Origin of the sequence: Luedemannella flava (assembly GCF_039528515.1) — a bacterium.
Classification (GTDB): domain Bacteria; phylum Actinomycetota; class Actinomycetes; order Mycobacteriales; family Micromonosporaceae; genus Luedemannella; species Luedemannella flava.
Genome location: NZ_BAAALT010000039.1, coordinates 1 through 22964, shown reverse-complemented (window position 1 = coordinate 22964; position 22964 = coordinate 1). Strand labels below are relative to the sequence as shown.

Genomic DNA, 22964 nt, shown 5'->3' with positions numbered 1-22964 from the left:
GCTCGATCTGTTCACGCGCCAACGTCATGAGAGCCAGCACGATGAGGCGCACATCCGGCTGCTCCTTCCTGACACCAACCACTCGAATCCTTCGACCCACGTTCCGACCCTCCTTCTTCACGCTGTAGACATCCGGCGACATACCTGCAGCTCTGCACAGCTGTCGTATGGCCCTAAGGTCGTTGTATGTGGACAGGCGTCCACGATCTTGAGGCTCCCCGCCGAAATCTCGGCTTGAAGCGGCGCGAAATCTTGTGGTTTCCGCCAGGCGCGAACTCAGCAAGCTCATCCGGCGGCGCGCTCCGACCGCAGCACCTTCACGAGCTCCGTCGCCCGTGGCCCGCCAATCCGCAAGGCTTGCCGGAGGGCATCGCGGGAGATGGGTCGGCCGTCGTGAGCCGCGCGGTACACGGCTTCGGCGTCACGGGCGGCGGCAAGAATCTCGACCTCAGATCGCGTGGACCGGGGCGGCCTCGATCGAGCCCGTGGTCTCGGCGCGCTCGGCACTGAGCCGGCTGCGGCTGCGAACTGTGACGACGCGCGTGGCTGACTTGAGCCGCTCGAGGGCGGAGTACGGACCCCGTCCCGCTCGTCGACCTTCATCCGCGCGGTGGCCAGATGCCCGACAAGGAAGAGGACCACGGGCGGGACCGCCCCGACTGCGAGCACCACTGGCCACCGGACCGGCACGAGCCCGGCCGCGACCAAGTGCCAGACAGCGTTACCGGCCAGGCTCAGCGCGACCGCCGCGACGCTCGCCGCTCGGGCGAAGCCCTCCGCCCGCTGGGACCGAGTCCGGCCCGACAACCACACGCGCACGGCCGCGAGCGCGAAGGAATCGACGGCCAGCGGCAGGAGCGGGGCTTGCCAGAGCGGCCAGCCGGCGGCGACGGCTAGCGATCGAAGGCCGTCGAAGCTCGAAGTGGCGGCCGAGATCGCGGAGACCGCGAGGCCCAGGCCGACCCAACCATCCTTGCTCGGTCGTTCGTCCGGACTAACCAAGGCGATCCGGCTCCTGGGGCGTGTCAGCCGGGATCGTGCGGTACTGCTTGGGCAAGGTTCCTGTCAGCCTCCTTCTTGAAGTTGGTTGACCGGGGCGCACACCGCGCCCCGGTCGCTCTGCTACTCGTTCGACGAGTCGGCGTGAGGTGGTACCTCGGCCGCCTCCTTCTCGTACTGTTCGCGCTTCAGCCGACGGGCCAGCTCTCGTAGCTCACGCGCGCGGTTCTCGCGCTCGTACGCCTCGCGGCGCTTGCCGACCATGACAATTCGGGTTCGTCGGGACAGCCACATCGACCTCCTTGATAGGTTGGTTATAGATCTTCTTTTCCGCCACGCCGTCACCCGCGCATGCGGCCGAACAGCAGGCTGAACACGGCGCCGAGCACGGCCAGGGCGACGAGGCCAGGGACGAGCGGCCGGAGAAGCTCCCCGGCCACCCGCGTCCCGATGGCCACCGCGAGGAGCAGCACGACCGCGCCGAAGACGCGGCCTTGCCAGCTCCCGCCGGGGCCGGTGCTCATCTGCGGTTCCGATCGTGGGGTCTGCCCATGGCGCTGCGGGCATCACGGACCCACTGGAAGAGCCGCCCAGTAACGAACGCTCCGATCGCGATGGCGAATCCGATGAAGACCAGCCACGCTGGGCTAACGTTCATCGCACGGCCCGATCCTGACGCAGCGCCTCGATCCGCAGAGCGGTCCTGGCCTGCCAGAATGCCTCGTTCAGGCGCTTGGCCTGGTGAAAGGCGTCCCACTCGGCTTGCAGCTTGGCTTCGCGTTCCTCCAAGTCCCGCAACTCCGCCTCATCTACTTCGAGGCGCACGGCGAAGCCGATGAGTCCTGCCAGCAGTAGCGCGGCAACCGCTGCGATTACGAAGGCGATCACGACCGCGCTACCTCGCCAGCGGCGTAGATCGCGTACGCGTCCACGATGGCCTGGTAGCGCGCAGCGCCATGCGGAGCGAGCCGAGAGAAGCTGGCTTCGTCCGCGCTGAGCATGGCGACATTGGTAAGGGCTACCCGCGTGACGTGCGCCGCAGCATCCACCCGTGCAGCCTGGACCAGGCCACGGCCATGCTCCTGTTGAACTGCTCGGACGACGTCTCGGGGTACGCGTCCTTGATCGCCTCGTAATGCCACAAGGGCGTCACCGAGGCGGGGTACGACGTCTGACATACCGGTCTCCTCTCACGAGTTGTAGGGCCGCTAGTCGCTTCTTAGCTCCGTGATTAAAGATCGTTTCTAGATGGCTAGCGGTTCTATACGCGGGATGCTCCAATTGAGCTTCACAACAGCTTTTGCATAAGCCGCAGGCCTTGTTGATCACATTGCGTCTGGAAGGCGGCCCTATTGAAGGATTCTGTCCGGGCTGCTCGCGGAACAGGAGAGCACGAAGGGATCATCTGGCAATCGAAAGCGAAAGGGTGTCCAGCTTGAGTTCGTCTAGCATCACTTCAGTGTCATCAGCCCAGGACGGGTTCAGCGAAGGGTCAAACACGACCCAAACACAGTTCGTCGAAGAACTGACCAAAGAGCTTGGAGAGCTGCGAAACGAGCAAGGAGCAACTCTGCCGCGGATTGCCGAACAACCGACGTTGATGTCGCTCGGGCATGTTTGGCGGACTGCTGGTCATTCTGATTCAGCGGACGATGCAGCTGCCTCGCGGGATCTCCTGCATACCGCCATCAACGATTTGCATGAACGAGATAGATGCCTTCTCCTGGCGCAGTTTGCTCTAACTTATTTTCAAGACAGTCGAGAAAAGCGCGAAGTTGCCTATCTTGAAGATTTGCAGGCAAAAACGAGACATGCGAAAGGCTCACTAAGTAGCTTTGATCGATGGTCAAAGAAGGCGATCGCTCAAGTGGCGCAACGGGTGCTCGATCATGCAACGGCTTCGAACGAACGCGGACTCGACCTACGCGGCAGCCGGAATCGGGGCTCCGCAGATCCATTCATCCTTGAGTTGGTAAGTAACAGGTACAGAATTAACTCGGAAAGGATCATTACGGATCTAGCAGTAGAACGACGGATTAGGTGCCTTGTCCCGGGCGATCACTTGTTTCTGACACACTACGTGTACTACTCCGACCAACGCGAAGGAACAATGAAGCTGCAGCCAGAGTGGGGTTGCGAGGTGGCGAGTGAATCTTGGTTAAACGGAAGATATCTATGCGTTCTCCGCCTAACCAAGTCGCTCGTTCGTGGTGAACAGTTTACGTTCACCTACAGGGTAGGGGTTGAGTCGTCTACGGAATGTCGCCCGTGGGTTAGCTCAACACCAGACTATGATCTGGGCAAACTTACGGTGGCGATCGAATTTTCAGCGTCGGCTCGTCCATCTGCGTGGTGGTCCTATGGAGATCTTACTCACTTTCATACTCAGATCGAGTCCAGTAGACGTCAAGACGCTCGGACACACGATGGTTCTCGATACGTTCATGCGGAATGGCATGGATTGCGCAAAGGGCTTTCGTACGGCATTGACTGGACTTGGTAATTGGCTCTTTGCCGTTGACTGTCGCTTCAGAAACGGCGTAACCTAGAGGCAATACACAACTTAAAGGAGAAATGTCGTGGGCGGAAGTTAAATAGGACCTACGGAACAAGGACGACTCGTCCTTGTTCTGTAGTAGGCACGCCCATGTGTCCGAACGGTGGCCCCCGACGCGGTGCTTTCAGGTGTTCGGTTACTCGTCGCCCCCTATATGGGCGAATGTGGCTATAGCATTGAAACTCGGGGAAGTGGAAGTTCTTGGCATATATGGCTGATCGTTCGCTATACGTGCGGATGCGCGCATAACTTCACAGCCGCGCCGCATTGCTAGATTGCATAGCTTGGCATAGCCTCGCTCCAGGTGCGTGGAGATGAGGTTCGGTGGACCAACGGGCCAAAGGGCTGCGGCGTCGGTTGGGCAGCGTGCTGCGTGTCATCCGCAGCCGTGCCGGCCTGTCGGGGCCGCAACTTGCTCGTCTCATCAACGTCAACCAGTCCACGGTTAGCCGGGTCGAGACGGCGGAGCGCTGGCCGTCGCTCGCCGACATCGGGGCCTGGCTCGACGCGTGTCAGGCGAGCACTGAAGACCGCGCCCGCGTCATGGCCCTGGCGGAAGCCATCGAGCACGGCGTTACGGCAATCCGCGACCTGCACCGAGGCAGCCTGGAGATCCGCCAGCGCGAGCTCATCGACATCGACGGCAACGCCCGGCAGCTCAGGCAGTTCCATCCGACGCTCATCACCGGGCCGTTCCACTCGGCCGAGTACGCCCGGGCCTGCATCGAGGCAGCCAACTTCGGCCGACTGACGGATGTAGAGGCCGCGGTCACGGCCCGGCTCCAGCGCGGTGAACGCCTCCGTACGGCTGGCGCGACGCCGTATCACGTCGTCCTGACCGAGGCCGCGCTTCGCTGGGTGTCGTCGGCTGGCCCGGCGGCGACCACGGAGAGCCTCGCCAACCTGCTGGCCGGTACGGCCGTGGGCACCATGACGGTCCAGGTCATCCCGAGCGGCACGCCCATGGCGGCCTTGCCGCAGTGCGGCTTCTTCATGGTGGACTGGAACGACGAGGACGAGCCGCCCATGGTCCTGGTCGAGACGCCCGCCGCCGAGCTGACATTCGTAGGCGCGGACGAGTGCGCCGACTTCGAAGCCTCTTGGTCCCGCATGGTCGCCGCCGCCCTCCCGCCCGACAAGTCGCGTGACCTCATCTCCTCCCTCATAACGACGCCCTAGCCTCGGACCACGGCGGTCCGGGGCTTGTTACTTCGTGGAAGGAGCACCTATGCAGTACCCCCGGTTCAACCCGCCGCCCGTTGAGTTGTTCACCGAATGGCGTGACAACACAGGTGAAGGCAGCTGCGTCCAGATCGCCCACGGCCCGGAAGGCTGGGTCGGAGTCCGCGACTCCAAGGATCAGGGGACGGGACCGGTCCTCCGGTTCACGCCCCAGGAGTGGACCGCCTTCAAGGACGGCTTGGCCAGCGGCAAGCTCAGCTAGCCGTGACAACCACCAACGCCGAACCAGCCCGGGCGGCGATGCCGGCCGGGCTGGTTCGGCTCTGGACTGCGGTCGGTGTCTCGTCTCTGGGCGATGGCGCTTTTCTCGCCGCTGTTCCTCTGGCCGCTGCCACCATTACGCGGGACCCGACCGCGGTGGCCGCCGTGACCGCTGCGATGTATCTGCCGTGGGTGTTGGTCCAGCCGTTCGCTGGCGCGCTCCTGGATCGCTGGCGGTTCCGCACCGTCATGCTTACGGCTGACTTCCTGCGCGCGGCCGGGGTTGGGACGCTCGCGGTCCTCGTGGCGACCGGCCAGGCCACCATCCCGCTGCTGGCAATGGCGGCGTTCGGCATGGTGCTCGGCCAGGTCTTCCATGACGGTGCGGTCCACGCCGTGGTGCCCGAGCTGGTTGGCCGCGACGGCCCAGTGCTCGACCGAGCTAACGGCCGCATCTACAGCGCGGAGAACGCGGGCAAGCAACTCATCGGGCCGCCGCTCGGGTCGCTCGGGTACGCCGTTACGCCCTGGCTGCCATTCGCGGCGGACGCGGTGTCGTTCCTCATTTCTGGTGCCGCGCTCTCCCGCATACCGGCCGAGCTGCGTACGCCCAGCACTGGCGAGCGGCCGGCCATCCTCCGGGCCGTCTGGTCCGGCATCCGGTGGCTCGCGCTGCACGCGCAGCTGCGACTGTCGGCGGTCATCGCGTCGGCCGGCAACTTGGCGTACAACGCGGCCTGGGCGACGTTCGTTCTCCTCGCCACTGACGAACACGGCCTGGACGTCGCGGCGGCCGGCTTCGGCCTGCTCATCTCCGCCTATGCGGTTGGCGGCGTTCTCGGTAGCCCGGTCACGGGGTGGTTCAACCGGCGGCTCGGGCCGTCTCGGACGATTCTGTTGCTCGCCCTGGCCCATGGCCTCGCCTGGCCGCTCATTGCCCTGACGGCGAACGCCTGGCTGGCCGCGCCGCTCTTGGCCGTGATTGGTGCCGCTCAGACCATGACCACGGTGACGAACGTGGGCCTGCGCCAGTCTCTTGCCCCGGCAGAGTTGCTCAGCCGGGTCAACGCCGCGTTCCGCACACTGGTGAACTCGGCCTCGCCGGTCGGCGCGCTCATCGGCGGCGTGGTGGCGACGGCGTACGGCCTCAGGGCACCGCTCTTTGTCGCCGGAGCTGCTCTGCTGGCGGTAGCGCTCCTGGCCGGTCCGGCGCTTTGGACCCGGACAACGAGCAGCACCGATTCAATGTCGCATTAGGACAGCCAATCCTCGCTACACAACAGGATGTCACCCTTGCCCGGTGGCATGGATTGGCATACCATTCGGTCCAAGTTCCTATGCCAATCTATGCCAGACCGGATTGCCCGGCTGGTTGTCAGCGCCGACCAGGGCTCGTCGTCATGTCCTGTCGGCGATGGCTTGTGGCCGCCCTTGAGTCAGGCAGGTCGGGTGGTCGCTCGTGACCCGTTACCCGGGCCTTGTGCTCGACGGCTCTGACCTCGGAGAACGACGTGGGCTGGACCTCCATTGCCACGACGGTGGCTGCACTGACGCTCGGCTTCATAGCCGGGCTCGTCACGTTCAAGCGATCTAACCGTTGGTGCCAGGCTTGCGGGCACTTCCTCCGCTGCGAACACTGCCGGCGCTCCACCGTGACCGTCGGCGAACCTCGTGTCTAGCGGCCCGTTCGCGTTTGATCCCGTCCCGCTGACGCCGGATCTGGCGACCTATTACCGCAACATGCTGCAGGTTCACACGGGCGAACCCGGCGCGGACCGCTGCCCCGTCTGCCGAGTGCCGAGGTGTCAGGACGCTCAATTCGCCTGGGTGCAGCTCGTCTGCGCCGGGGACTTGTATGAACCCGTCGTCGACCCGGCCGATGCTGCGTCACTCAGGTTCGTGTTCCAAGTGGATGACCAGGCCGACGATACGTACCCATCCCAGGAACTGCCCAGGCCTCGTCGCGTGCTCCAGGACAACGACCGCGACCTGGCCTCATGAATCCGATCTTCAGCCCGTTCGCCGACCTGCAGCGGTTCGGCCCAGCGTCCCTTGGCGACGTCATACATGTACGGCCTGAGGACTACCGCACCGGCCGCGGTCCACTGCTACTGCGCGTGACGTACGTTGGCGAGACGCAAGTCGAGCGTGACGGCGTCTGGCGGCATCTATACGGCGTGCAGCTGCGCGTGGACGAGACGGCGGTCAAGGCGCGGTGGGTGTTGGTAAGGGTCACGACGCTGCACACGACGGCTGTTCCGAGCCAACGACTGCCCGACTCACACGATCAACCCTAGGCGCCCTGGGCCGCAGCTCCGTCCGCCGCCTTAGGAATACGGATCAACCGATCATCCTGCGTCAAAGTGAGCACCACCAGGTCTGCGAACTCAAGCAGGATATGACGGGCAAGTTCGTTGTCGACGGCAATCACCTGTAGCGCGTCCCGGTACCGCTCTTCCTGGGTGACCCGTCTGAGAAGTCTGTAGACGTCGCGAACCCGGTCGAGATCGAAACCTTCATGGCCACTGTTGGCCGACAATCCATCAAGTATCAGTAGACCTGGCATTGGTAAGTTGCGGTCTATCGCCACGGTGTGATGAGCAAGGGCGTGTGCGATGTTGACTAGCGTCTTGAGGCCCTGGCTAGACAATTCATCGAAGGTGCGCCCGGAAACCTCGGGCAGGTAGGTCTTTCGGTTGATTTTTACGGTGAGCTCTTGACCGAGGTTAGGAATATGTAGCTCCTCAAGATATTCGAGCATCCGTCGTTCAAGGGCGACAACGTTCTCGTCAGCATCAAGCTGCGATAGTTCGCGGCTATTGATTCGGGTTGTGAGTTCTTCCCGCTTTGCTTCGAGAGTCTCGCGGCCATCGAGGTGTTCTTGATGGCGCCGGAGTAAACCGGCATACTCGTGGAGCCGTTTGATCTCGACCTCAAGACGCGCCTGCTGGGCGGCAAGGTACTCAATCTGCGTTGCACGTTCGGAGACGAATGCCTCAGTTCGCTGGTCAAGGTCGGCAGCCAGCTCATCCACAAGCTGGTCGAGGCGTGCAGCGTCTCGACGGAGCTGCTCTGCAGCCGCGCTTCGGCTGTTGCTCACTTCGTCAGTTTCGCGGATCTGGCTTGAAATGCGGTCTTGCTCAGCCAGTAACTGTGCCTGCGACGCTGCCGGTCGAGGCTCCTGCAAACACAGGTAGCACAGATGCGGATCGGTCCGCCCCGGGTTGATGTCGTTACCACAACGGGGACAGACGATGAAGTCGAAGTCCACTAGCCACTCATCTGCGACAATGGCGCGAGTGAGCCGAGCCGACTGGCTAGAAAGCTGACGGCGGAGGTCAGATAGATCTGCGATCTGCGCCTCCAACCGAACGAGTTGGTCGGCGATATCTGCGCGACGCGTTCGGGTGGCCAACAACGTCTGACGAAGTTCCCGCACACCGGGCACTTCTCCGGCAGTACCACCCAGTTGACGTCTTTGCGCCATGACGCTTTCGAGTTCCGTGGAGTACTCGGCTAGCTGAAGCTCCAGGGCTTCTGGGTTGGCGAAAGGAGTCTCCGCAAGGAACTTCGCACGAACCGCTGCGTCGTGGTCTAGAGATGCCAGTTGCAACTCTACGCTTCGTAGCCCGGCGTTGAGCAGCGCCAGTTCTGGCTCGTAGTAGCCGTATGCAAGCTCAAAGATCCAGCGTCGCTTGATATTGCGATACGTTCTTAAGTGGCCAAAGACCTGAGTATCAAGCTCATCACCAGTAATAACGCAGTAGCCGAGCCAGTCAGTCATCGTCACCGGCGTCAGCGTTCCGGTCGGCTCCCCGCGCGCCTGCGGCACGTTAACCACTGGCATCTGGAGTTGGTCGAGGAGAAATGTGCTGTATGTGCGGTCCGACCTGGCGACGGGTAGACGGATCGAAAAGACTTCGCGGCCTGGATCAGAGTCCTCTTCGCTGATCTCCACGAGGGCGTCGCTGGTAGTGGTCCGAGGGCGATAAATCTGCCAAGCTCGAGTGCCCAGGATCACCCGGCCGCGAATAGCCGTGACGTAGTCCACTTCTGGTGGCAGTCCATCCGGCATGGTGCCGAGCATCGCTCTGATTAGGCGGACCAACGTGGTCTTGCCAGTAGTAATATCGCCAAGGATGATGTTGAGGCCAGGACGGAAGTCGACCTTGCGTCCACCGCCAACTAGATCGACTTTGAGTAGTTCTAGCCGGTGTGGGTGAGCCACTGGCAGAGTGGCATCTTGGTGCTCTGACGGGGGGAGGGTCGGCTGGCTCACTTTAGGTCCTCGTGCCAGGTGGCGTCGGCGATTTCAGGTAGCTCGTAGAGGTAGTTCTTCAGGGTGGTTCCTGATTTGTCGAGATAGCGGCGTAGAAGCTTCAGGCGATCGTGGATGTGATGGAAGCTTTCGTCAGCAAGAAGTTCTGAGGCGAGCTGGGCGCCGATTGCAGAGGTGCGATATCCGAAGCCCGTTCCTGGCAGCGGCGTAACCTCCACTAGGCCCCGGCCAATGAGTGAGCCAAGCACCGCGTAGTAGGACGGATCCCACGGGCCGTAGCGGTAACGCATCATCCGAGCATCCAGCGGGGCATCCCCTGGATCAATGTTGTCGACCTGCTGCGACGTCGCCCCGTGGGCGAGCAGTACTCGACGAAGGTGCCGCGGATAACGCAATAGGAAGTCCAGCTTGGCTAGCTTCACTCGGCCCTGGAGGTAACGAACCTGGTCCTTACCGGTACGGCTGAAGGCATCAATGAGGAGAAGGAGCCGCGCTTCGGCCTCACGCGACGGGCGAAACCGCTCAACGGCCGCGGGTCGACGCGCGCCAGCAGGTACGCCCGCCTCGGCCTCGGGGTTCGAGGGGATGTCGTCATTGCTCGTCATGAGCTCCGCCATGTAAACCGGCACAGGTCTGTCAGATGACCCAGATAGCCAAAGATCAGACGCTCATCGCGGTCGAAAAGCGGGTGGCGATCACAATGCGCCAGGTCAGCCGGTCTAGACAATAGATCAGCGGCGATAGATTCGGCTGGACGGCTCGCAGCGGCCGGATTACTTACTGACGTAAGCCGAACCTTGGTGGCAGTAGCTTCGGCCATGCTCAGGACCCGACCCGCCAGCCGTTCCAAGTCCGCTTCGGCGGTGTCGCGACCGGCCAACAGCAACTGTCGCTCAACCTCCATGTCGGCGCGCATCTCTTGGACTTGCTCGATGAGCTGCCTGTTGGCACCTGCTGCCAGCATCTTCAGCTCCATTAACGATGCAGTGGAGCCGGCCGACATGCGGGCTAACAGTTGCTCCCGGGACTCACCAGGCAGTGGAGGCGTCAAGCCAATCAGCATGCTGCGACTAAGTATTTGATCCCGGATGGCAGCGATCGCCGTTCCGCCTGGCTCATCTGGGCCTGGGAGGTCTTGGTCTACATACGACCAGGCAGCGGCGAGATGCGCTTGAATCGTAGCCGGTTGGCCAGACCCTCCGGTCTGTGCGGCCGTCGCTACCTGCAACAACCTTTCGTAAAGGTATTCGACCTCCGGGTGGGAAAGCGCCGGCCACAGGGCGCTAAGCTCCCACATCGCCTTAGCGTCGACATGCGGCCGAGTCGGCTGATCCGGCCGGATCACGAGGCGACGAAGGAAGTCGTCGGCCCATGAACGGGTAAGCCCACTCGCTACGAGTTTCGAGCGCACATCCTTCGCCGCCGAGGTGGGATCCTTGACGAAATCGACTGTGTCAGTCTTATCGGCGATGGGACCTTCGACCCACAACTCGAACGCGCTAATCTCGTGCAGGTTCGCCTTCCGAGCAGCCTGGTAACACCGCACTACAGCATCCAGACCGCGAGCGCACATCGCTGCAACACTCCATGACCCTCGGTCACGGGTCTTCAACTGCACAAAACGAATTTTTTCCGCATAAACCAGCGCAAGGTCGTCACCCTGTTCGCACACCACGAATAGCGGACCATCATGCCCCGATAGGCACGTCAGCCACTGCCGGACCACCTGCTTGGCTTGCCAGACGTACCGAGCGAACGTATCTAGCCCTGTCGGGTCGCTCTCGAGGTCGGCGACCTTCGCCAGCAGTTGAAATGCGGGTTCGTCTTGCACCGTATCGGTCAACGATTCGAACCCCCGTCCAGCACGCGGCACCAACATGCAAGCCTAGATAACACCCCGTGTTCGACATGCGACGAGCAGTTCGCTGATCGTAGCGGCCCCGATCAGCTCGAGGCGACCCCAACGTGTCGATTTCGCCCCCTGGCCGATCTCATGTCGGCCGAAGGGGCACAGGATCGCTTCCATGCAGGTGATCTGACAGCTGCCGGCTCCGATCAGCCGAATAGATCGGCACCCAATCCCTTGAGCGCAGCTGGCCACTCATCGAGCCAGCGCTGCATCGCCTCGGCTACAGCGTCCATGCCGTCGGTCGCAACACCTGAGACGATCTCGGCGTCAGCTAGCGGATCAGCGGGGTAGTCGCCGCCGATGCCGATGCTCGCCGTGTCGACAGCAACGGTCCACAGGGTGCTCTGCGGAACGCCTCGCCCAGCCGGCAAGCTCTGCGGTCGCCACCGGTGGTAGTCCATGCCGCGACGGTCTTCCAGTGCTTGAAATCGAGAATCGTCACGCAGGTCGCGGAGGCACTTCACGAGATCGGCGACCGATTGTTGGCCGCTTGCGCTAACGCCAGCTTCAAGTGCCGTCACGAGTCGTGCATTGAACGTCGGCCATGCCGCTCTGTCGCTTGAGAACGCAGGATTCCTCTTGATCTGCTTCGACTTATCGGCAGCCACTACCGCGTCGCCCGGGATCTTGGAGAGGAGGAGGGTCCGCAACGTCGCGTTTGCCATCCCATGAGCAGCACCAAGACTGAAGTGCGCCCTGATGTCGGCGAGCGCACGCATCGTCATATCCCGTCCTGACGCCGACGAGCCGCGCCACCTCTCTGAATCCTGCTCGCTGGTCCACGCCAAGCCCAGTTGCTCACCGGCCGCAGCCACACAGCCGACCAGTTCGTGTGCCAGGTTCTTGCCGACACCGAACATGCTAGTTGCCTTGACCTCAACGAACGAGGCGAGTACGCCGCGCTTCTGCCATTCCAGCGCCGTATCGAGGACTGCCTCCCTGGTGTGACTCTGCTGCCAAGCAGGGTCATCCGGTGGCACAGCGAAGGTCTTGACGGCCATTGCAGCAGTTCGACTGTCCTCGTTGCTACTCATGCATGGACCTTACGCCGCTGATGAGGGTGGCCAATTGTGCCGCAACCATGCTGAATAGTGCCGCTGGTCAACAAAGTGGCGCGGCGGCGAAACCAGAGCGCCGCAACCACAGCGACACGCTCCCGTATTCTTGATCTTGGCTGGCCGGCCTTTGCCAACGGCATCCATGATCCGTTTGAGCATCTGGGCGAATTGTCCGTTTGAAAACTGCTCCGCCAAGCGCACCCTCAGAGCCAGGCGAAATGGCTGCTGACCAGCGAAGATAACTCGTCGTCGATCGTCACCGTATGCAACCGTGTGCCGCCCGCTGCCGCCGTTTGTCGCCGTCCACGGACTATTTACGGACTGATCTTGGAACTGTCCGCCGATGTCATGCCCCTTGCGCAGCCCAAGATCCGGACTGAACGATGCGACCGTCACCCCTGCGTCTCATCGCTCGTGGCCACGCCAGCCGAGCAAGTCGAGCAGGGTCGCCACCACGGGCGGCCGGTTCGTGGCGCCGATTTCTCCCAGCGCCCTGTCCAGGACCTCTCCGGCCTCGGCGGGCAGTTCCTGCGGTTCCAGCATCGGCAGCATGAGGATGAGGCGCTGTGCCCAGGTCAGCCGGTCGTCCGGCAGGTTCGCCAGGACGATCAGGTCCGCCCAGGTCAACGTGGAGCAGCCGGCGTCCCGGTACGGATCAAAGACCTTCGTTGGATGGCCCGGGCGTTCCTCCACAAAATTGAGTGCCCCATCCCCCTCGAGATTGCGGAACACGATCCGCAGCCACGCGTCCTCATCGAGTCGCACTGATACGGCCGGCCACCGGTCCTGGTCGAGTAAGAACGCCCACATCGCGTCGCGTTCGGCCGTACTGACCTCGAAGGCAGCCTCCGACTCCGGATCCGCGTTAATTGGCCCGCTCAGGTAGCACGACCAGAAGGCCGGGTGACCCATCACACCGTCCGCGGCGTACACCGTCGCCTCGCACTCGGTCAGGTAGTCGGGTGGGGCCGTGGTCAGATACCCGGGGATGGTGAACGCCGGACCGATGATCAATGACATGGCCGGCATTCAACACCATCCACCGAGGGCATCCTCGATACGGCGGTTGACCGTCGCCTCCTGGCCGTCGATACAACTGGCGTAGACCTTCAGCAGGACATCCACGGAGTGCCCGGCACGTTCGGCGACCCCGGTTGCCGGAACACCGGCGTTGAGCCACAACGACATGGCCGCGTGCCGTAAGTCATACGGGCGGCCCGCCACCGGTGATGCGACCTGACGCGGTGTCAGGCCGATCTGCCGGGCCGCCTCCCACACCCGCGAGTACGTCGAGGCGGCCGCGACATTGCCGCCGCTCACTCTGGAAGATCCGGCCATCGGGGCGACGCCACAGCGGGCTCTGTGCTCGCGCAGGACCGCCACGAACTCCGGCGGGATGGGCACCGGGCGGNAGTCGCCGCCGTCCCCTTCTCGATTGGGCTGACTATCGGCAAGGTTTCAGGTGGTTGATGACCCCACCCCCAGCGATGCCAGTGCTCCGCCACGGTCTCGGCCGGAGCCACGCGAACGTGCGTTCCGTCCGCCGACATGACGTCCGCCTCCCGTCCCGTACACCAGCGTGTCGTCAGGGCTCGCACGTCAGTTGGCTCGACATTGACGGACGCAAGACCCACCGCACCTCTGCCGCCTGACGTTGGTCCGACTTAACTACCGGCGAGCGGATGACCAACGCCAGCGACGGCATCGCGAGTGGCGACACGACGTCCCCGATGATGCAGGTCACACTCAGGAGCCGACTAGTGACTTTGCAATTGAAGAGATGTTCAATTGCTGGATTGTTTATGGTCTGTGGATCGGAGTCGTCGTGTCGGTTCCGCTGTATCAGCGCAAGGCGGAGTTCTTCCGCACGCTGGGGCATCCGGTGCGGATCCGAGTGTTGGAACTGCTCGGGGATGGGCCGAAGGCGGTCCGCGATCTGCTGGCTGATGTCGAGGTGGAGGCGTCGAGTCTGTCGCAGCAGCTAGCGGTGCTGCGTCGGGCCGGGATCGTGACGACCTACCGGGAGGGGGCGGCGGTCATGTACGCGCTGGCCGGCCCGGATGTCGCCGATGTGATGCGGGCGGCCCGCCGGTTCCTGACCGAGATGATCGCGTCGCAGGCGCACCTGCTGGAAGCCCTGCGCGATGCCGACGACGAGGACGCCGTGGCGGCGGGCCGATGACCGTTGTGGCGGGGACCGGTCGACGGGTGGCCGCGCTGCTGCCCACGCTTGCCGACTGGACTGCGGTTCGTCGTCAGCCGCGACGCGATGTGCTTGCGGGGTTGACGGTGGCGATCGTGGCACTGCCACTCGCGCTGGGGTTCGGCGTCTCATCGGGGCTGGGGGCGGCTGCGGGCCTGGCGACGGCGATCGTCGCGGGAGCCCTCGCCGCGATCTTGGGCGGATCCAACCTGCAGGTGTCGGGCCCGACGGGGGCGATGACAGTGGTGCTTGTGCCCATCGTCGGCCAGTTCGGCGCCGCTGGGGTGCTGACCGTGGGGCTGATCGCCGGGGTTGTGCTGATCGGCCTGGCCGTGGCGCGGGCCGGCCGGTTCGTGCAGTATGTTCCCGCTCCGGTGGTGGAGGGATTCACTATCGGCATCGCCATGGTCATCTTCCTGCAGCAGGTTCCCGCCGCACTCGGCGTGGCCGCGGTGCATGGGGACAAGGTAGCCGTGGTTGCCTGGCACGCCATGATCGACTTTGTCGCTACCCCGCACTGGCCTTCGCTCGCACTCGCCGCGGGGGTGGCGGTGGTGATGCTGGCCGGCGTGCGTTGGAAGCCCGGCGTTCCGTTCTCCTTACTCGCGGTGGCCGCCGCTACGGCGCTGGCCGTTGTCGCCGGGCTCAACGTGGCCCAGATCGGAACCTTGCCGAAGACACTGGCCGCGCCGAGCCTGGCCTTCCTGCATCCGAGCGCGATCCCGTTACTCCTCCCCTCCGCATTGGCAGTTGCCGCCCTGGCCGCGCTGGAGAGCCTGCTCTCTGCGACCGTCGCGGATGCGATGACGGTCGGCCAGCGTCACGACCCGGACCGGGAACTGTTCGGTCAAGGCGTGGCAAACCTGGTCACGCCGCTGTTCGGCGGAGTTCCGGCAACTGCGGCGATCGCCCGCACCGCGGTCAATGTGCGCACCGGTGCGGGCTCCCGGTTGGCCGCGCTGACCCACGCGGTCGTACTTGCGGCCGTAATGCTGGCCGCCGCCCCACTGGTCGCCCACGTACCCCTGGCAGCCCTCGCCGGAGTCCTACTGGCGACCGCGATTCGTATGGTCGAGGTGTCCTCCCTGCTGGCACTGGCCCGATCGACCCGCTCCGACGCCGTCGTCATGGGGTTCACCGCACTCGCGACCCTGGCGTTCGACCTGGTGACCGCCGTCGGTATCGGCGTGGTGCTGGCTGCGTTCCTGGCCGTAAGCAAGATCGCTCGAGCGGCCACGCTCGAACAGGTGCCACTGGACCTGTCCGACCATCACGCGGAGGAAGCCGCGTTGCTACGCGAACACATCGTGGCCTACCGGTTCGACGGGCCGCTGTTCTTCGCCGCCGCGCACCGTTTCCTCCTCGAGCTTTCGGAGGTCTCCGACGTCCGAGTCATAATCTTGCGAATGTCACGCATCTCTACCGTAGACGGCAGCGGAGCTGTCGTGCTGCGCGACGCGATCGAACGTCTGGAGCGTCGAGGCATCACTGTCTACCTTTCCGGCGTACGAACCGGACACACCAAGGCGCTGGAAGCGATCGGCGTCCTAGACAGGCTCCGCCAGTGCAACCGCGTGTTCGAACACACCGATGAGGCGATCACGGCTGCCCGCGCCCTGCTGCACAATCACAGGGTGCTGCCACAACGCCCTAACCTCGCCACCGAACCCATCTGAGTACTGCAGGAGGACACGGCAAGCAGACGAAAGGCCGCCGTAGGTTCGCACGGCCATCACGCCACCGTCGGGACACGACCGACGAGCGGCCGCACGGAGCTGGGTAACCAACCCGCCGGGTCGCGATCGCCGCCTTCCGGGCCGGGCTGGTCGACCAGACCAGACCAGCCCGGCGCCCCGCGTCATCGGACGACGTCGAAGACGTTCTTCTGGATGCCGTTGGCGTACACCTCGTGGTCGACCAGCTTCAGGCTCTTGCCGGCCTGGTCGCCGTGGCTGAACAGCGGCTTGCCCGCGCCCAGCAGGATCGGGAACACGAGCAGGTGGTAGCGGTCGATGAGCCCGGCCTCGTCGAGCGCCCGGTTGAGGGTTGCGCTGCCGTGCACGAGCAGGGGGCCGCCGTCGGTCTCCTTGAGGGCCGCGACGTCGTCGAGCGAGCGGAGGATCGAGTTCGGACCCCAGTTGGTGACGAGGTCGTCGTCGGTGAGCGTCGTCGAGACGACGTACTTGGGGATGTCCTTGTACTCGGTGAACTCCTCCATGTCCGGCCACACCGGAGCGAAGAGCTGGTAGCTGGTCCGGCCGAGCAGTAGGGCGCCGGCCTCGTGCATCTCGCGCCCCTTGAGCTCGTACGCCTCGGGCAGGAAGTCCACGGACTTGAACGTCCACGCGGTGTTGTGGAGCCCCTCGTCACCGCCGGTGGGATCGAGCATGCCGTCGACCGATACGAAGGCGGTGGAGATGAGCGTGCGCATGACCGTGCTCCTTATGAGTTTGATTGGTGCTACATCGACCTGATGAAAACACAATGGGCACTAAGCTGCCGGCATGCCTGTCGGCCATTCACCGCTCTTCCGGCGGCGCCGCCTCGGTGAGGAGCTGCGCGACCTGCGGGAGGCCAAGGGCCTCAAGCTCCAGGCGCTCGCGGCCGAGCTCGGGTGGAGCCACACGAAGCTCAGCCGCCTGGAGAACGCCAAGGTCCGCCCGGACGTCGCCGACGTCATGGACCTGCTGGAGGCGCTGGGCGTCGAGCCGGCGCAGGAGCAGCGCCTGATCACGCTCGCCCGGCAGGCCAACCAGCGCGGCTGGTGGAAGGCGTACGCCGAGATGCCGCAACGGCAGGCCGGGTACGCCGAGCTGGAGGCGGGCGCACGCGAGATCTGGCAGTACAGCCTGGCTTTCGTGCCGGGTCTGCTGCAGACGGAGGCCTACGCCCGGGTCCGGTTCGCCGACCGCGAGGCGACGGCCCAGTTCGACACCAACGACGCGGTCGCCGGACGGCAGGCGCGGCAACGCATCCTCTCCGCCGACGAGGCCGTCAACTTCACCGTCGTACTCGATGAGGCTCTGCTGCGGCGGGTGACGGCCCCCGCCGACGTGTGGCGGGGCCAGCTTGAGCATCTGGTCGCGGCGGCCGGTTGGCCCAACGTCACGGTGCGGGTGTTGCCGTTCGGCGCCGAGCTGCCGCATCACGCGGCGGCGCTCACCGGGTTTTCGCTCTACAGGTTTCGGGACCCCAACGACCCTGACGTCGTATGTGTGGAAACGGAGACGTCGGAACTGCAACTTGGGGACGAAGAGGACGTCGCCCGTTATAGGGTCATGCGGGATCGCCTGCTGACTGCCGCCCTCGGACCCGAGGACTCGATCGCCCTGATCCAGGAGAGGATGACATAGATGAATGCCGATCCGTCCGGCTCGTCCGCCCTCTTCATCGACTGGCGCAAGAGCACGAGAAGCGGCAACCAGGGCGACTGCGTCGAGGTGGCGTCCGCCGCAGGTCACGCCCTTGTCGGGGTCCGCGACTCGAAGCGTCCCGACGCCGGCGAGCTGATCTTCTCCACCGGCAGTTGGGGCGCTTTCATCGCCGCGGTGAAGGCCGGCGAGTTCGACCGCGGCTGACGCTGTCCGCCGCCGGGTCGGCGCATGTCGAACACACGCGTTTCCGTTGTGCTCTTGCCGGCACACTGCCAAACTCGCACATGTGCGCGGTGAACTGGTCGGCTTGAGCGCCACCGTCGGGGAACGGCTTGTCTAGCGGGCCGTTCAGTTTCGTCCCCGTGCCGCTGACACCCGAACTCGCGGACCACTACCGCCGCATGCTCCGCGTCCACGCCGACGACCCCGTGACCGGCACCTGTCCGGTCTGCCGGCGGAGCCGCTGCGAGGACTTCCACTTCGCCCGTACGCAACTGGTCTGTGCCGGCGAGCGGTTGGACCTCGACCTCAGCTGACCAGGCGGTCGCCGTACCTGGTCACCACCGCGAGGATCAACGCCAGCAGCCAGATCGTCACGACGATGACGTCGAGGTCGGCGGCGATCCAGCGCGCCAACGGTGCCTGGACCCGTCGGGGCAGGTAGAGGTTGTCGTCGCGGATGTTGACGTGGGTCAGCGTCGCGAACACCAGCGTGGTGGAGACCGTAATCAGCAGGCACCACGGGCACAACGCGCCGATGTTGAAGAACGACTGGTAGAACAGCCAGTACGCGAAGATGACGCCGAGGGTGTAGACGACCTGCGCGGCGCACATGAACCAGCGCGGGAACCGCGTCCCGCCGAGGCTCGCCACCGCGATGGTGATCACGACCGGCTCGGCCATCAGGCCGAGGAACGCGTTCGGGAAGCCGAACAGCTGCGCCTGCCAGGACAGCGCCACCGTGCCGCAGTTGATGACCGTGTTGATGTTGCAGGAGAGGGCCAGCCGGGGGTTCTCGGCCAGCCGGACGGCGTCGATGGACAGCACCAGGGACGCGATCAGGCTCAGGCACGCCGAGAAGAGCATGGTTCCGAAGATCCACGCGTTGGCGTGGCGCAACCGGCGCAGCGCGCCCAGCGGGGCGGACATTACTTCGCGGCCTGGTTGATCGCCTCGGTGAGCGGGCCGGCCTTGTAGAGGTCGCCCGTGAACTGCACGCCGTCGATCTTCACCGTCGGCGTGCCCTGCAGGCCGCCCGCGAACGCCTTCTTCGTGCTGTCCGCGACCCACGGCACAAAGGTCCGGTCGCCGAAGGCGTCGGTGACCTCGGCCGGCACGCCGGCGTCGCGGGCCAGCGACGCGATCGCGTCGTCGGTCAGCCCTTCGCCGCCCTCGGCGGGCTGGTGGGCGAACAGGCTGTTGTTGAAGGCGATGAACTTGTCCGCGGCCCGGTCGCTCACCGTCGCGGCCGCGTTCGCGGCCCTGGTGGAGTACTGCGTCCCCGACGACGCCTCGTCGAGGAACGCCAGGGGGTACGTCTCCAGCCGGACCGTTCCGGCGCCGACGAGGCGGGCGATCTCCTCGCCGTTGGCCCGCTCGAACTGACCGCAGTACGGGCACATGTAGTCCAGGTACACCTCGAGGCGCACCGGGGCGTCGGCCTTGCCCGACACCAGCGCCCCGCCGGTCGTCGCGCCCGTGGGCACCACCATCGGCCCGGACGTCGAGATCGGCTCCGGCTTCTCCTTGTTCGCCGACACGACGAGCGTGGCCACGATGGCGACCAGGAGCCCCACGATCACCACGCCGCCGACGATGAGCGGCCACCGGGCCGGACTCCTCGCTCCGGCGATGGCAGCCTTGCCCTTTCGCATCTCGGCGGATTCCGCAGGTTTCTTGCCCACCCGGTTTACCCACTTCCCGGCCGGCGACGCCATTGATCGACTACAACACCAGCCTAACCCGGCGAATCGGACCAAATGGCAGACTTGCCCGAGCACCTGACCTCGGGGCGATCTTCCGGGTGTTCAGCCGAGGCGGCTGGCCGCGGTCGCGCGTACCTCAGGGGTCTCCATGGGGTCGTCGCGGAGGTGGACCAAGCGTTCGCGGGTGCCGTCATCGAAGCGTACGTGGGCGGCCGCTAGCTGCCTGACCCTGGACTCACAGTCCCACAGGCCCTCGACGTGCAGCTTTGTCGCTAAATCGGGGTCAAGTGCGGTGATCGCGCGCAGGAACGCGACGCGTTCGTAGGTATGGGGCCAGAACCACGCGCGCCACAGCCGGGGCACCGCCGCCAGAGCGGCCGGGCCGCCGATCCGGGCAATCCCATCGGCGAAGTTCTGGAATCCGCACAGCGTGCCGTCGCGACCTCGCAGCCAGTCCCAGCCGGCGAGCAGCGTCTCCAGATCCGAGTCATCGCCGTGCTCGGCAAGGACGCGGTACGCCGTCCAGATCAGCGGATGATCCGGTGACGCGGCCCAGGCGCGTAGGTGAGGAACGGCGAGCGCACCGAGCCGCTCGACGGCCAAGCCGAGCGACCCGCCCAGTTCCCTCATCGGCAGAGCGTCCACGACCGCCAGCAGACCGGGCTGCGGGCCGCGCCGGTTCAGTTCGAACAACGCCGCCCGCCGACGATCGGCATCACCATCGGCCATCAGGGCGAACACGTCCTCGATCGGCCGCTCCCGGAAGGGGCGCTCCGGACGTGGAAGTGGCCTGAACGCCGCAGCCCGGGCCGCAATGGTCTCGTCCACAACCGCCCAGTCGACCCAGGGCCGACCCCGCCAGAGCGGCCCATCGTCGTCGGGAGTAAGCCGGGAGTGCGCCACGGGCAACAGGTCGTCCCACAGGTCGCGGGGCCAGTCACGGGCGATCGTGTGCAACACGTCCAGCCAGTGCGGGCCCTCGCGGACATACCGGCGCAGGCCGTCGATCGCGTGCTCGTCCCCCGCCCGGCCCAGCACCTCCAACACGTCCAGCGTGTTCTCGAACCCGTTGTCAGGATCGTCGTCGGTGACGTCGTTCAGCAGGTCGACCAGCGGCGGCACCGGCATCGAGAGGTCACGGACCAGCCGGGCGAGATAGACGGCACGCTCGTCGACCATCCGGTCCCAGCGCCAATCGCGCCGGACACACGCGAGTACGGCGTCAGGCGCGGCCGGATCGCGCAGCGCGCGGTCGGCGCCGCGGCCAAGCCCGTGCTGCAACGCGCCCGTGAGTGTGTGCGGCTTGTCGTAGTACAAGACGCCCGTGTCCGCGACGATCCTCCAGGCCGGAAGGTGGTTGTAGCCACCCTAAGCCGGCTGCAGGACGGTCGCGACCGGGTTTCCACGGGAAGGTCAGTAGGCGGGTGCCGGGGTGCGGGTGCCGGCCAGGCGGAAGATGAGGACCTGCTCGATGAGGGTCAGCAGGATGTGCTTCACGGAATCGCGTACCCGGGCATCGAATTCGAGGATCGGCACCTGCACACCGATCCGCAGCGCCTCGCGGATCTCCTCCGTGTCGAAGCGCGCCGCGCCGTCGAACCGGTTGATGGCCAGCAGGAACGGGATGCCGTGGTCCTCCAGGTAGTCGAGGGCGGCGAAGCTGTCCATGACGCGGCGGGTGTCGACCATGACGACCGCGCCGAGCGCACCGACCACGAGGTCGTCCCAGAGGAAGGCGAAGCGGTCCTGGCCGGGGGTGCCGAACAGGTACAGGACCAGGCTGTCGTCGAGGCGGATGCGGCCGAAGTCGAGCGCGACCGTGGTCGTCGACTTGGCGGCCACCGCGCTGGTGTCGTCGATGCCGACCGACACCTCGGTCAGCTCGGCCTCGGTGGCCAGCGGCTCGATATCGGAGATGGCGCCGACGAACGTCGTCTTGCCCACCCCGAACCCGCCGCTCACGATGATCTTCACGGCTTTCACCGAGGGCGCCTGGTCAGAGCGCTCGTACACGGTCCCTGATCCTTTCGAGCATGGCGATGGAGATCTCGTCGGGCTGCTCCCAGTTGGCGAGCCCGCTGGTGAGCAGGTCGGCGACGAGCACCTTGGCGACCCCGAGCGGCACGCCGACGGCGACGGCGACCTCCGCGATCGAGCGCGGGAACTGGCACAGCTTCAGGATGGCGTGCAGCTCGAACCGGACCGGCGCGGACAGCGCCGCCGGCCGGGCGGAGATCATCGTCTCCACCCGGAGCCCGTCCTGCAGCGGGCGGGTGCGCCCGCCGGTCACGAGGAACGGCCGGATCAACGCGTCGTCGTCGCCGTCCTCCTCGTCGAGGTACCCCGCGTCGGAGGGCGGCGCGGGCCGCCGGACCGGGCCGTTCACTGCGGTAGGTACTGTCGCGACGCGGTGATGAGCGCCGGCGTCAGCAGCGGCCCGGCCTTGTCCACGAGTACGCCCATCTCGTAGCCGACCAGGCCGACGTCGCAGTGCTCGTCCGCGAGCACGCCCAGGCTGCTGCCGTTGGCGATGGCGGACACGAGCAGGAAGCCCCGGCGCATCTCCAGCATGATCAGTTTAAGGCCCTGGAAGTCGTACCGGCGCGACGCGCTGCGGCCCACGCTGGTCAGGCTCGACACGATGGCCGCGAGCTGGTCGGCGCCGGCCCGGTCGAGGCCCGTCGAGGTCGCGATCAGCAGCCCGTCGGAGGAGACCGCGACGGCGTCGCGGACCCCGTCCGCGTTGCGGACGAAGTTGCTCAGGAGCCAGTTGAACTCCTGCAGGTCGTTGCCCACGTCGATGGTCACGTCAGGTTCCTCCACGGGTACTCGGACGTCGTAACGCGGTCCGCCTCGTCGCGGTGCGCGGTGCCCCGGTCCATGCCGCTGCGGAAGGCGGTCAGCATGCTGCGGATGCCGTCGGGGCTGCGGCCGTCGGTAGCCGAGACCTCGGGTTCCGGCTGCGTCGACCGGACCGGTGCTGTGGCCCGGGGCGGCCGCTTCATCAGGCCGTTGCGGGTCATGTCGGTGGTGCCCAGGGTGGGCAGGGAGCCGGTGGCCGGCAGCATGCCGGCGCCCGGGCCGGGCTCCTGCGCCGGCGGTCCGCCGGCCACGGGCAGGCCGGGGTAGTTGATCGCGACGTTGCCGAACTCCACGTGCGGCACCCGCGCCGGCACGAACGCCATGCCCGTGGCGGCGCTGCCGGCCACCGGCAGCG

General features: G+C 65.4%; 28 protein-coding genes. 9 read left to right on the top strand and 19 right to left on the bottom strand.

What is annotated here, in order from left to right; genetic code table 11:
- Positions 1-285: 285 nt before the first annotated feature.
- The 5 genes from ABD211_RS33850 to ABD211_RS08185 all read right to left on the bottom strand — a co-directional run bounded on the left by ABD211_RS33850 (position 286) and on the right by ABD211_RS08185 (position 2152).
- A complete protein-coding gene (locus ABD211_RS33850; protein WP_425560375.1) occupies positions 286-1002 on the bottom strand; it encodes a DUF2637 domain-containing protein in 717 nt (238 codons plus the stop codon).
- Between the two features lie 120 nt (positions 1003-1122).
- Positions 1123-1263 (bottom strand): hypothetical protein, encoded by a 141-nt coding sequence (locus tag ABD211_RS08200; protein ID WP_344127942.1) that lies wholly within the window; start codon positions 1261-1263, stop codon positions 1123-1125.
- 77 nt (positions 1264-1340) lie between these two features.
- Positions 1341-1523, bottom strand: coding sequence for a hypothetical protein (locus ABD211_RS08195; protein WP_344127940.1), 183 nt, complete (start codon positions 1521-1523; stop codon positions 1341-1343).
- A gap of 130 nt (positions 1524-1653) precedes the next feature.
- The gene (locus ABD211_RS08190; RefSeq protein WP_344127939.1) at positions 1654-1887 is read right to left on the bottom strand and encodes a hypothetical protein; all 234 of its coding nucleotides are present in this window, start codon (positions 1885-1887) and stop codon (positions 1654-1656) included.
- A gap of 130 nt (positions 1888-2017) precedes the next feature.
- The gene (locus ABD211_RS08185; protein ID WP_344127937.1) at positions 2018-2152 is read right to left on the bottom strand and encodes a hypothetical protein; all 135 of its coding nucleotides are present in this window, start codon (positions 2150-2152) and stop codon (positions 2018-2020) included.
- A gap of 1728 nt (positions 2153-3880) precedes the next feature.
- Here ABD211_RS08185 and ABD211_RS08180 point away from each other — a divergent pair.
- The 3 genes from ABD211_RS08180 to ABD211_RS08170 are packed head-to-tail and all read left to right on the top strand — an operon-like array spanning position 3881 to position 6256.
- On the top strand, positions 3881-4735 hold the full coding sequence (locus ABD211_RS08180; RefSeq protein ID WP_344127935.1) for a helix-turn-helix domain-containing protein: 855 nt from the start codon (positions 3881-3883) through the stop codon (positions 4733-4735).
- 49 nt (positions 4736-4784) lie between these two features.
- Entirely contained in the window at positions 4785-5000 is a 216-nt protein-coding gene (locus ABD211_RS08175; RefSeq protein WP_344127933.1) for a DUF397 domain-containing protein, read from the top strand.
- Positions 5001-5002: 2 nt separating this feature from the next.
- A complete protein-coding gene (locus ABD211_RS08170; protein ID WP_344127931.1) occupies positions 5003-6256 on the top strand; it encodes an MFS transporter in 1254 nt (417 codons plus the stop codon).
- A 1036-nt stretch (positions 6257-7292) separates the two neighbouring features.
- Here ABD211_RS08170 and ABD211_RS08165 read toward each other — a convergent pair.
- The 4 genes from ABD211_RS08165 to ABD211_RS08150 form a co-directional block, all read right to left on the bottom strand.
- Positions 7293-9278: an AAA family ATPase gene (locus ABD211_RS08165; protein WP_344127929.1), complete on the bottom strand. Its 1986-nt coding sequence runs from the start codon at positions 9276-9278 to the stop codon at positions 7293-7295.
- Positions 9275-9883, bottom strand: a complete 609-nt coding sequence (locus tag ABD211_RS08160; protein WP_344127927.1) for a hypothetical protein — start codon at positions 9881-9883, stop codon at positions 9275-9277. Before ABD211_RS08160 ends, ABD211_RS08165 begins: the two co-directional genes overlap by 4 nt.
- Complete coding sequence (locus ABD211_RS08155) at positions 9880-11121, bottom strand: DUF4297 domain-containing protein (RefSeq protein ID WP_344127925.1); 1242 nt, start codon at positions 11119-11121, stop codon at positions 9880-9882. The genes ABD211_RS08160 and ABD211_RS08155 overlap by 4 nt, the downstream gene beginning before the upstream one ends.
- A gap of 212 nt (positions 11122-11333) precedes the next feature.
- The gene (locus tag ABD211_RS08150) at positions 11334-12221 is read right to left on the bottom strand and encodes a hypothetical protein (RefSeq protein WP_344127922.1); all 888 of its coding nucleotides are present in this window, start codon (positions 12219-12221) and stop codon (positions 11334-11336) included.
- Positions 12222-12278: 57 nt separating this feature from the next.
- On the opposite strand from ABD211_RS08150, the gene ABD211_RS08145 reads away from it, so the two are divergent.
- Positions 12279-12425 carry a hypothetical protein gene (locus ABD211_RS08145; RefSeq protein WP_344127920.1) on the top strand — a complete coding sequence of 49 codons (147 nt, stop codon included), beginning with the start codon at positions 12279-12281 and terminating at the stop codon, positions 12423-12425.
- 225 nt (positions 12426-12650) lie between these two features.
- On the opposite strand, the gene ABD211_RS08140 is transcribed toward ABD211_RS08145, so the two are convergent.
- Complete coding sequence (locus tag ABD211_RS08140) at positions 12651-13265, bottom strand: hypothetical protein (RefSeq protein ID WP_344127918.1); 615 nt, start codon at positions 13263-13265, stop codon at positions 12651-12653.
- Positions 13266-13274: 9 nt separating this feature from the next.
- The gene (locus ABD211_RS08135) at positions 13275-13583 is read right to left on the bottom strand and encodes a site-specific integrase (RefSeq protein ID WP_344127916.1); all 309 of its coding nucleotides are present in this window, start codon (positions 13581-13583) and stop codon (positions 13275-13277) included.
- Positions 13584-14070: 487 nt separating this feature from the next.
- Between ABD211_RS08135 and ABD211_RS08130 the strand changes: the two genes are divergently transcribed.
- Together ABD211_RS08130 and ABD211_RS08125 are read left to right on the top strand one after the other, a co-directional pair.
- Positions 14071-14427: an ArsR/SmtB family transcription factor gene (locus ABD211_RS08130; protein ID WP_344127914.1), complete on the top strand. Its 357-nt coding sequence runs from the start codon at positions 14071-14073 to the stop codon at positions 14425-14427.
- A 26-nt stretch (positions 14428-14453) separates the two neighbouring features.
- The gene (locus ABD211_RS08125) at positions 14454-16124 is read left to right on the top strand and encodes a SulP family inorganic anion transporter (protein WP_425560374.1); all 1671 of its coding nucleotides are present in this window, start codon (positions 14454-14456) and stop codon (positions 16122-16124) included.
- 182 nt (positions 16125-16306) lie between these two features.
- On the opposite strand, the gene ABD211_RS08120 is transcribed toward ABD211_RS08125, so the two are convergent.
- Positions 16307-16879: a dihydrofolate reductase family protein gene (locus ABD211_RS08120; protein ID WP_344127910.1), complete on the bottom strand. Its 573-nt coding sequence runs from the start codon at positions 16877-16879 to the stop codon at positions 16307-16309.
- Between the two features lie 73 nt (positions 16880-16952).
- On the opposite strand from ABD211_RS08120, the gene ABD211_RS08115 reads away from it, so the two are divergent.
- From ABD211_RS08115 to ABD211_RS08105, 3 genes are all read left to right on the top strand, one after another.
- Entirely contained in the window at positions 16953-17801 is an 849-nt protein-coding gene (locus ABD211_RS08115) for a helix-turn-helix domain-containing protein (RefSeq protein ID WP_344127908.1), read from the top strand.
- On the top strand, positions 17802-18026 hold the full coding sequence (locus ABD211_RS08110; protein WP_344127906.1) for a DUF397 domain-containing protein: 225 nt from the start codon (positions 17802-17804) through the stop codon (positions 18024-18026).
- Between the two features lie 158 nt (positions 18027-18184).
- A complete protein-coding gene (locus ABD211_RS08105; protein ID WP_344127904.1) occupies positions 18185-18358 on the top strand; it encodes a hypothetical protein in 174 nt (57 codons plus the stop codon).
- On the opposite strand, the gene ABD211_RS08100 is transcribed toward ABD211_RS08105, so the two are convergent.
- The 7 genes from ABD211_RS08100 to ABD211_RS08070 all read right to left on the bottom strand — a co-directional run.
- A complete protein-coding gene (locus ABD211_RS08100; protein WP_344127902.1) occupies positions 18351-18971 on the bottom strand; it encodes a vitamin K epoxide reductase family protein in 621 nt (206 codons plus the stop codon). The two genes, ABD211_RS08105 and ABD211_RS08100, sit on opposite strands and share 8 nt — an antisense overlap.
- Positions 18971-19696, bottom strand: coding sequence for a DsbA family protein (locus tag ABD211_RS08095; protein WP_344127900.1), 726 nt, complete (start codon positions 19694-19696; stop codon positions 18971-18973). The genes ABD211_RS08100 and ABD211_RS08095 overlap by 1 nt, the downstream gene beginning before the upstream one ends.
- 153 nt (positions 19697-19849) lie before the next feature.
- Positions 19850-21064 (bottom strand): hypothetical protein, encoded by a 1215-nt coding sequence (locus ABD211_RS08090; RefSeq protein ID WP_344127898.1) that lies wholly within the window; start codon positions 21062-21064, stop codon positions 19850-19852.
- 96 nt (positions 21065-21160) lie between these two features.
- Positions 21161-21760 carry a GTP-binding protein gene (locus ABD211_RS08085; RefSeq protein WP_344127896.1) on the bottom strand — a complete coding sequence of 200 codons (600 nt, stop codon included), beginning with the start codon at positions 21758-21760 and terminating at the stop codon, positions 21161-21163.
- Positions 21744-22133 (bottom strand): DUF742 domain-containing protein, encoded by a 390-nt coding sequence (locus ABD211_RS08080; RefSeq protein ID WP_425560373.1) that lies wholly within the window; start codon positions 22131-22133, stop codon positions 21744-21746. The genes ABD211_RS08085 and ABD211_RS08080 overlap by 17 nt, the downstream gene beginning before the upstream one ends.
- Positions 22130-22555, bottom strand: coding sequence for a roadblock/LC7 domain-containing protein (locus ABD211_RS08075; RefSeq protein ID WP_344127894.1), 426 nt, complete (start codon positions 22553-22555; stop codon positions 22130-22132). Before ABD211_RS08075 ends, ABD211_RS08080 begins: the two co-directional genes overlap by 4 nt.
- Positions 22552-22964: hypothetical protein (locus tag ABD211_RS08070; protein WP_344127892.1), on the bottom strand; the 413-nt coding region annotated here is incomplete at its 5' end. The genes ABD211_RS08075 and ABD211_RS08070, both read right to left, overlap by 4 nt.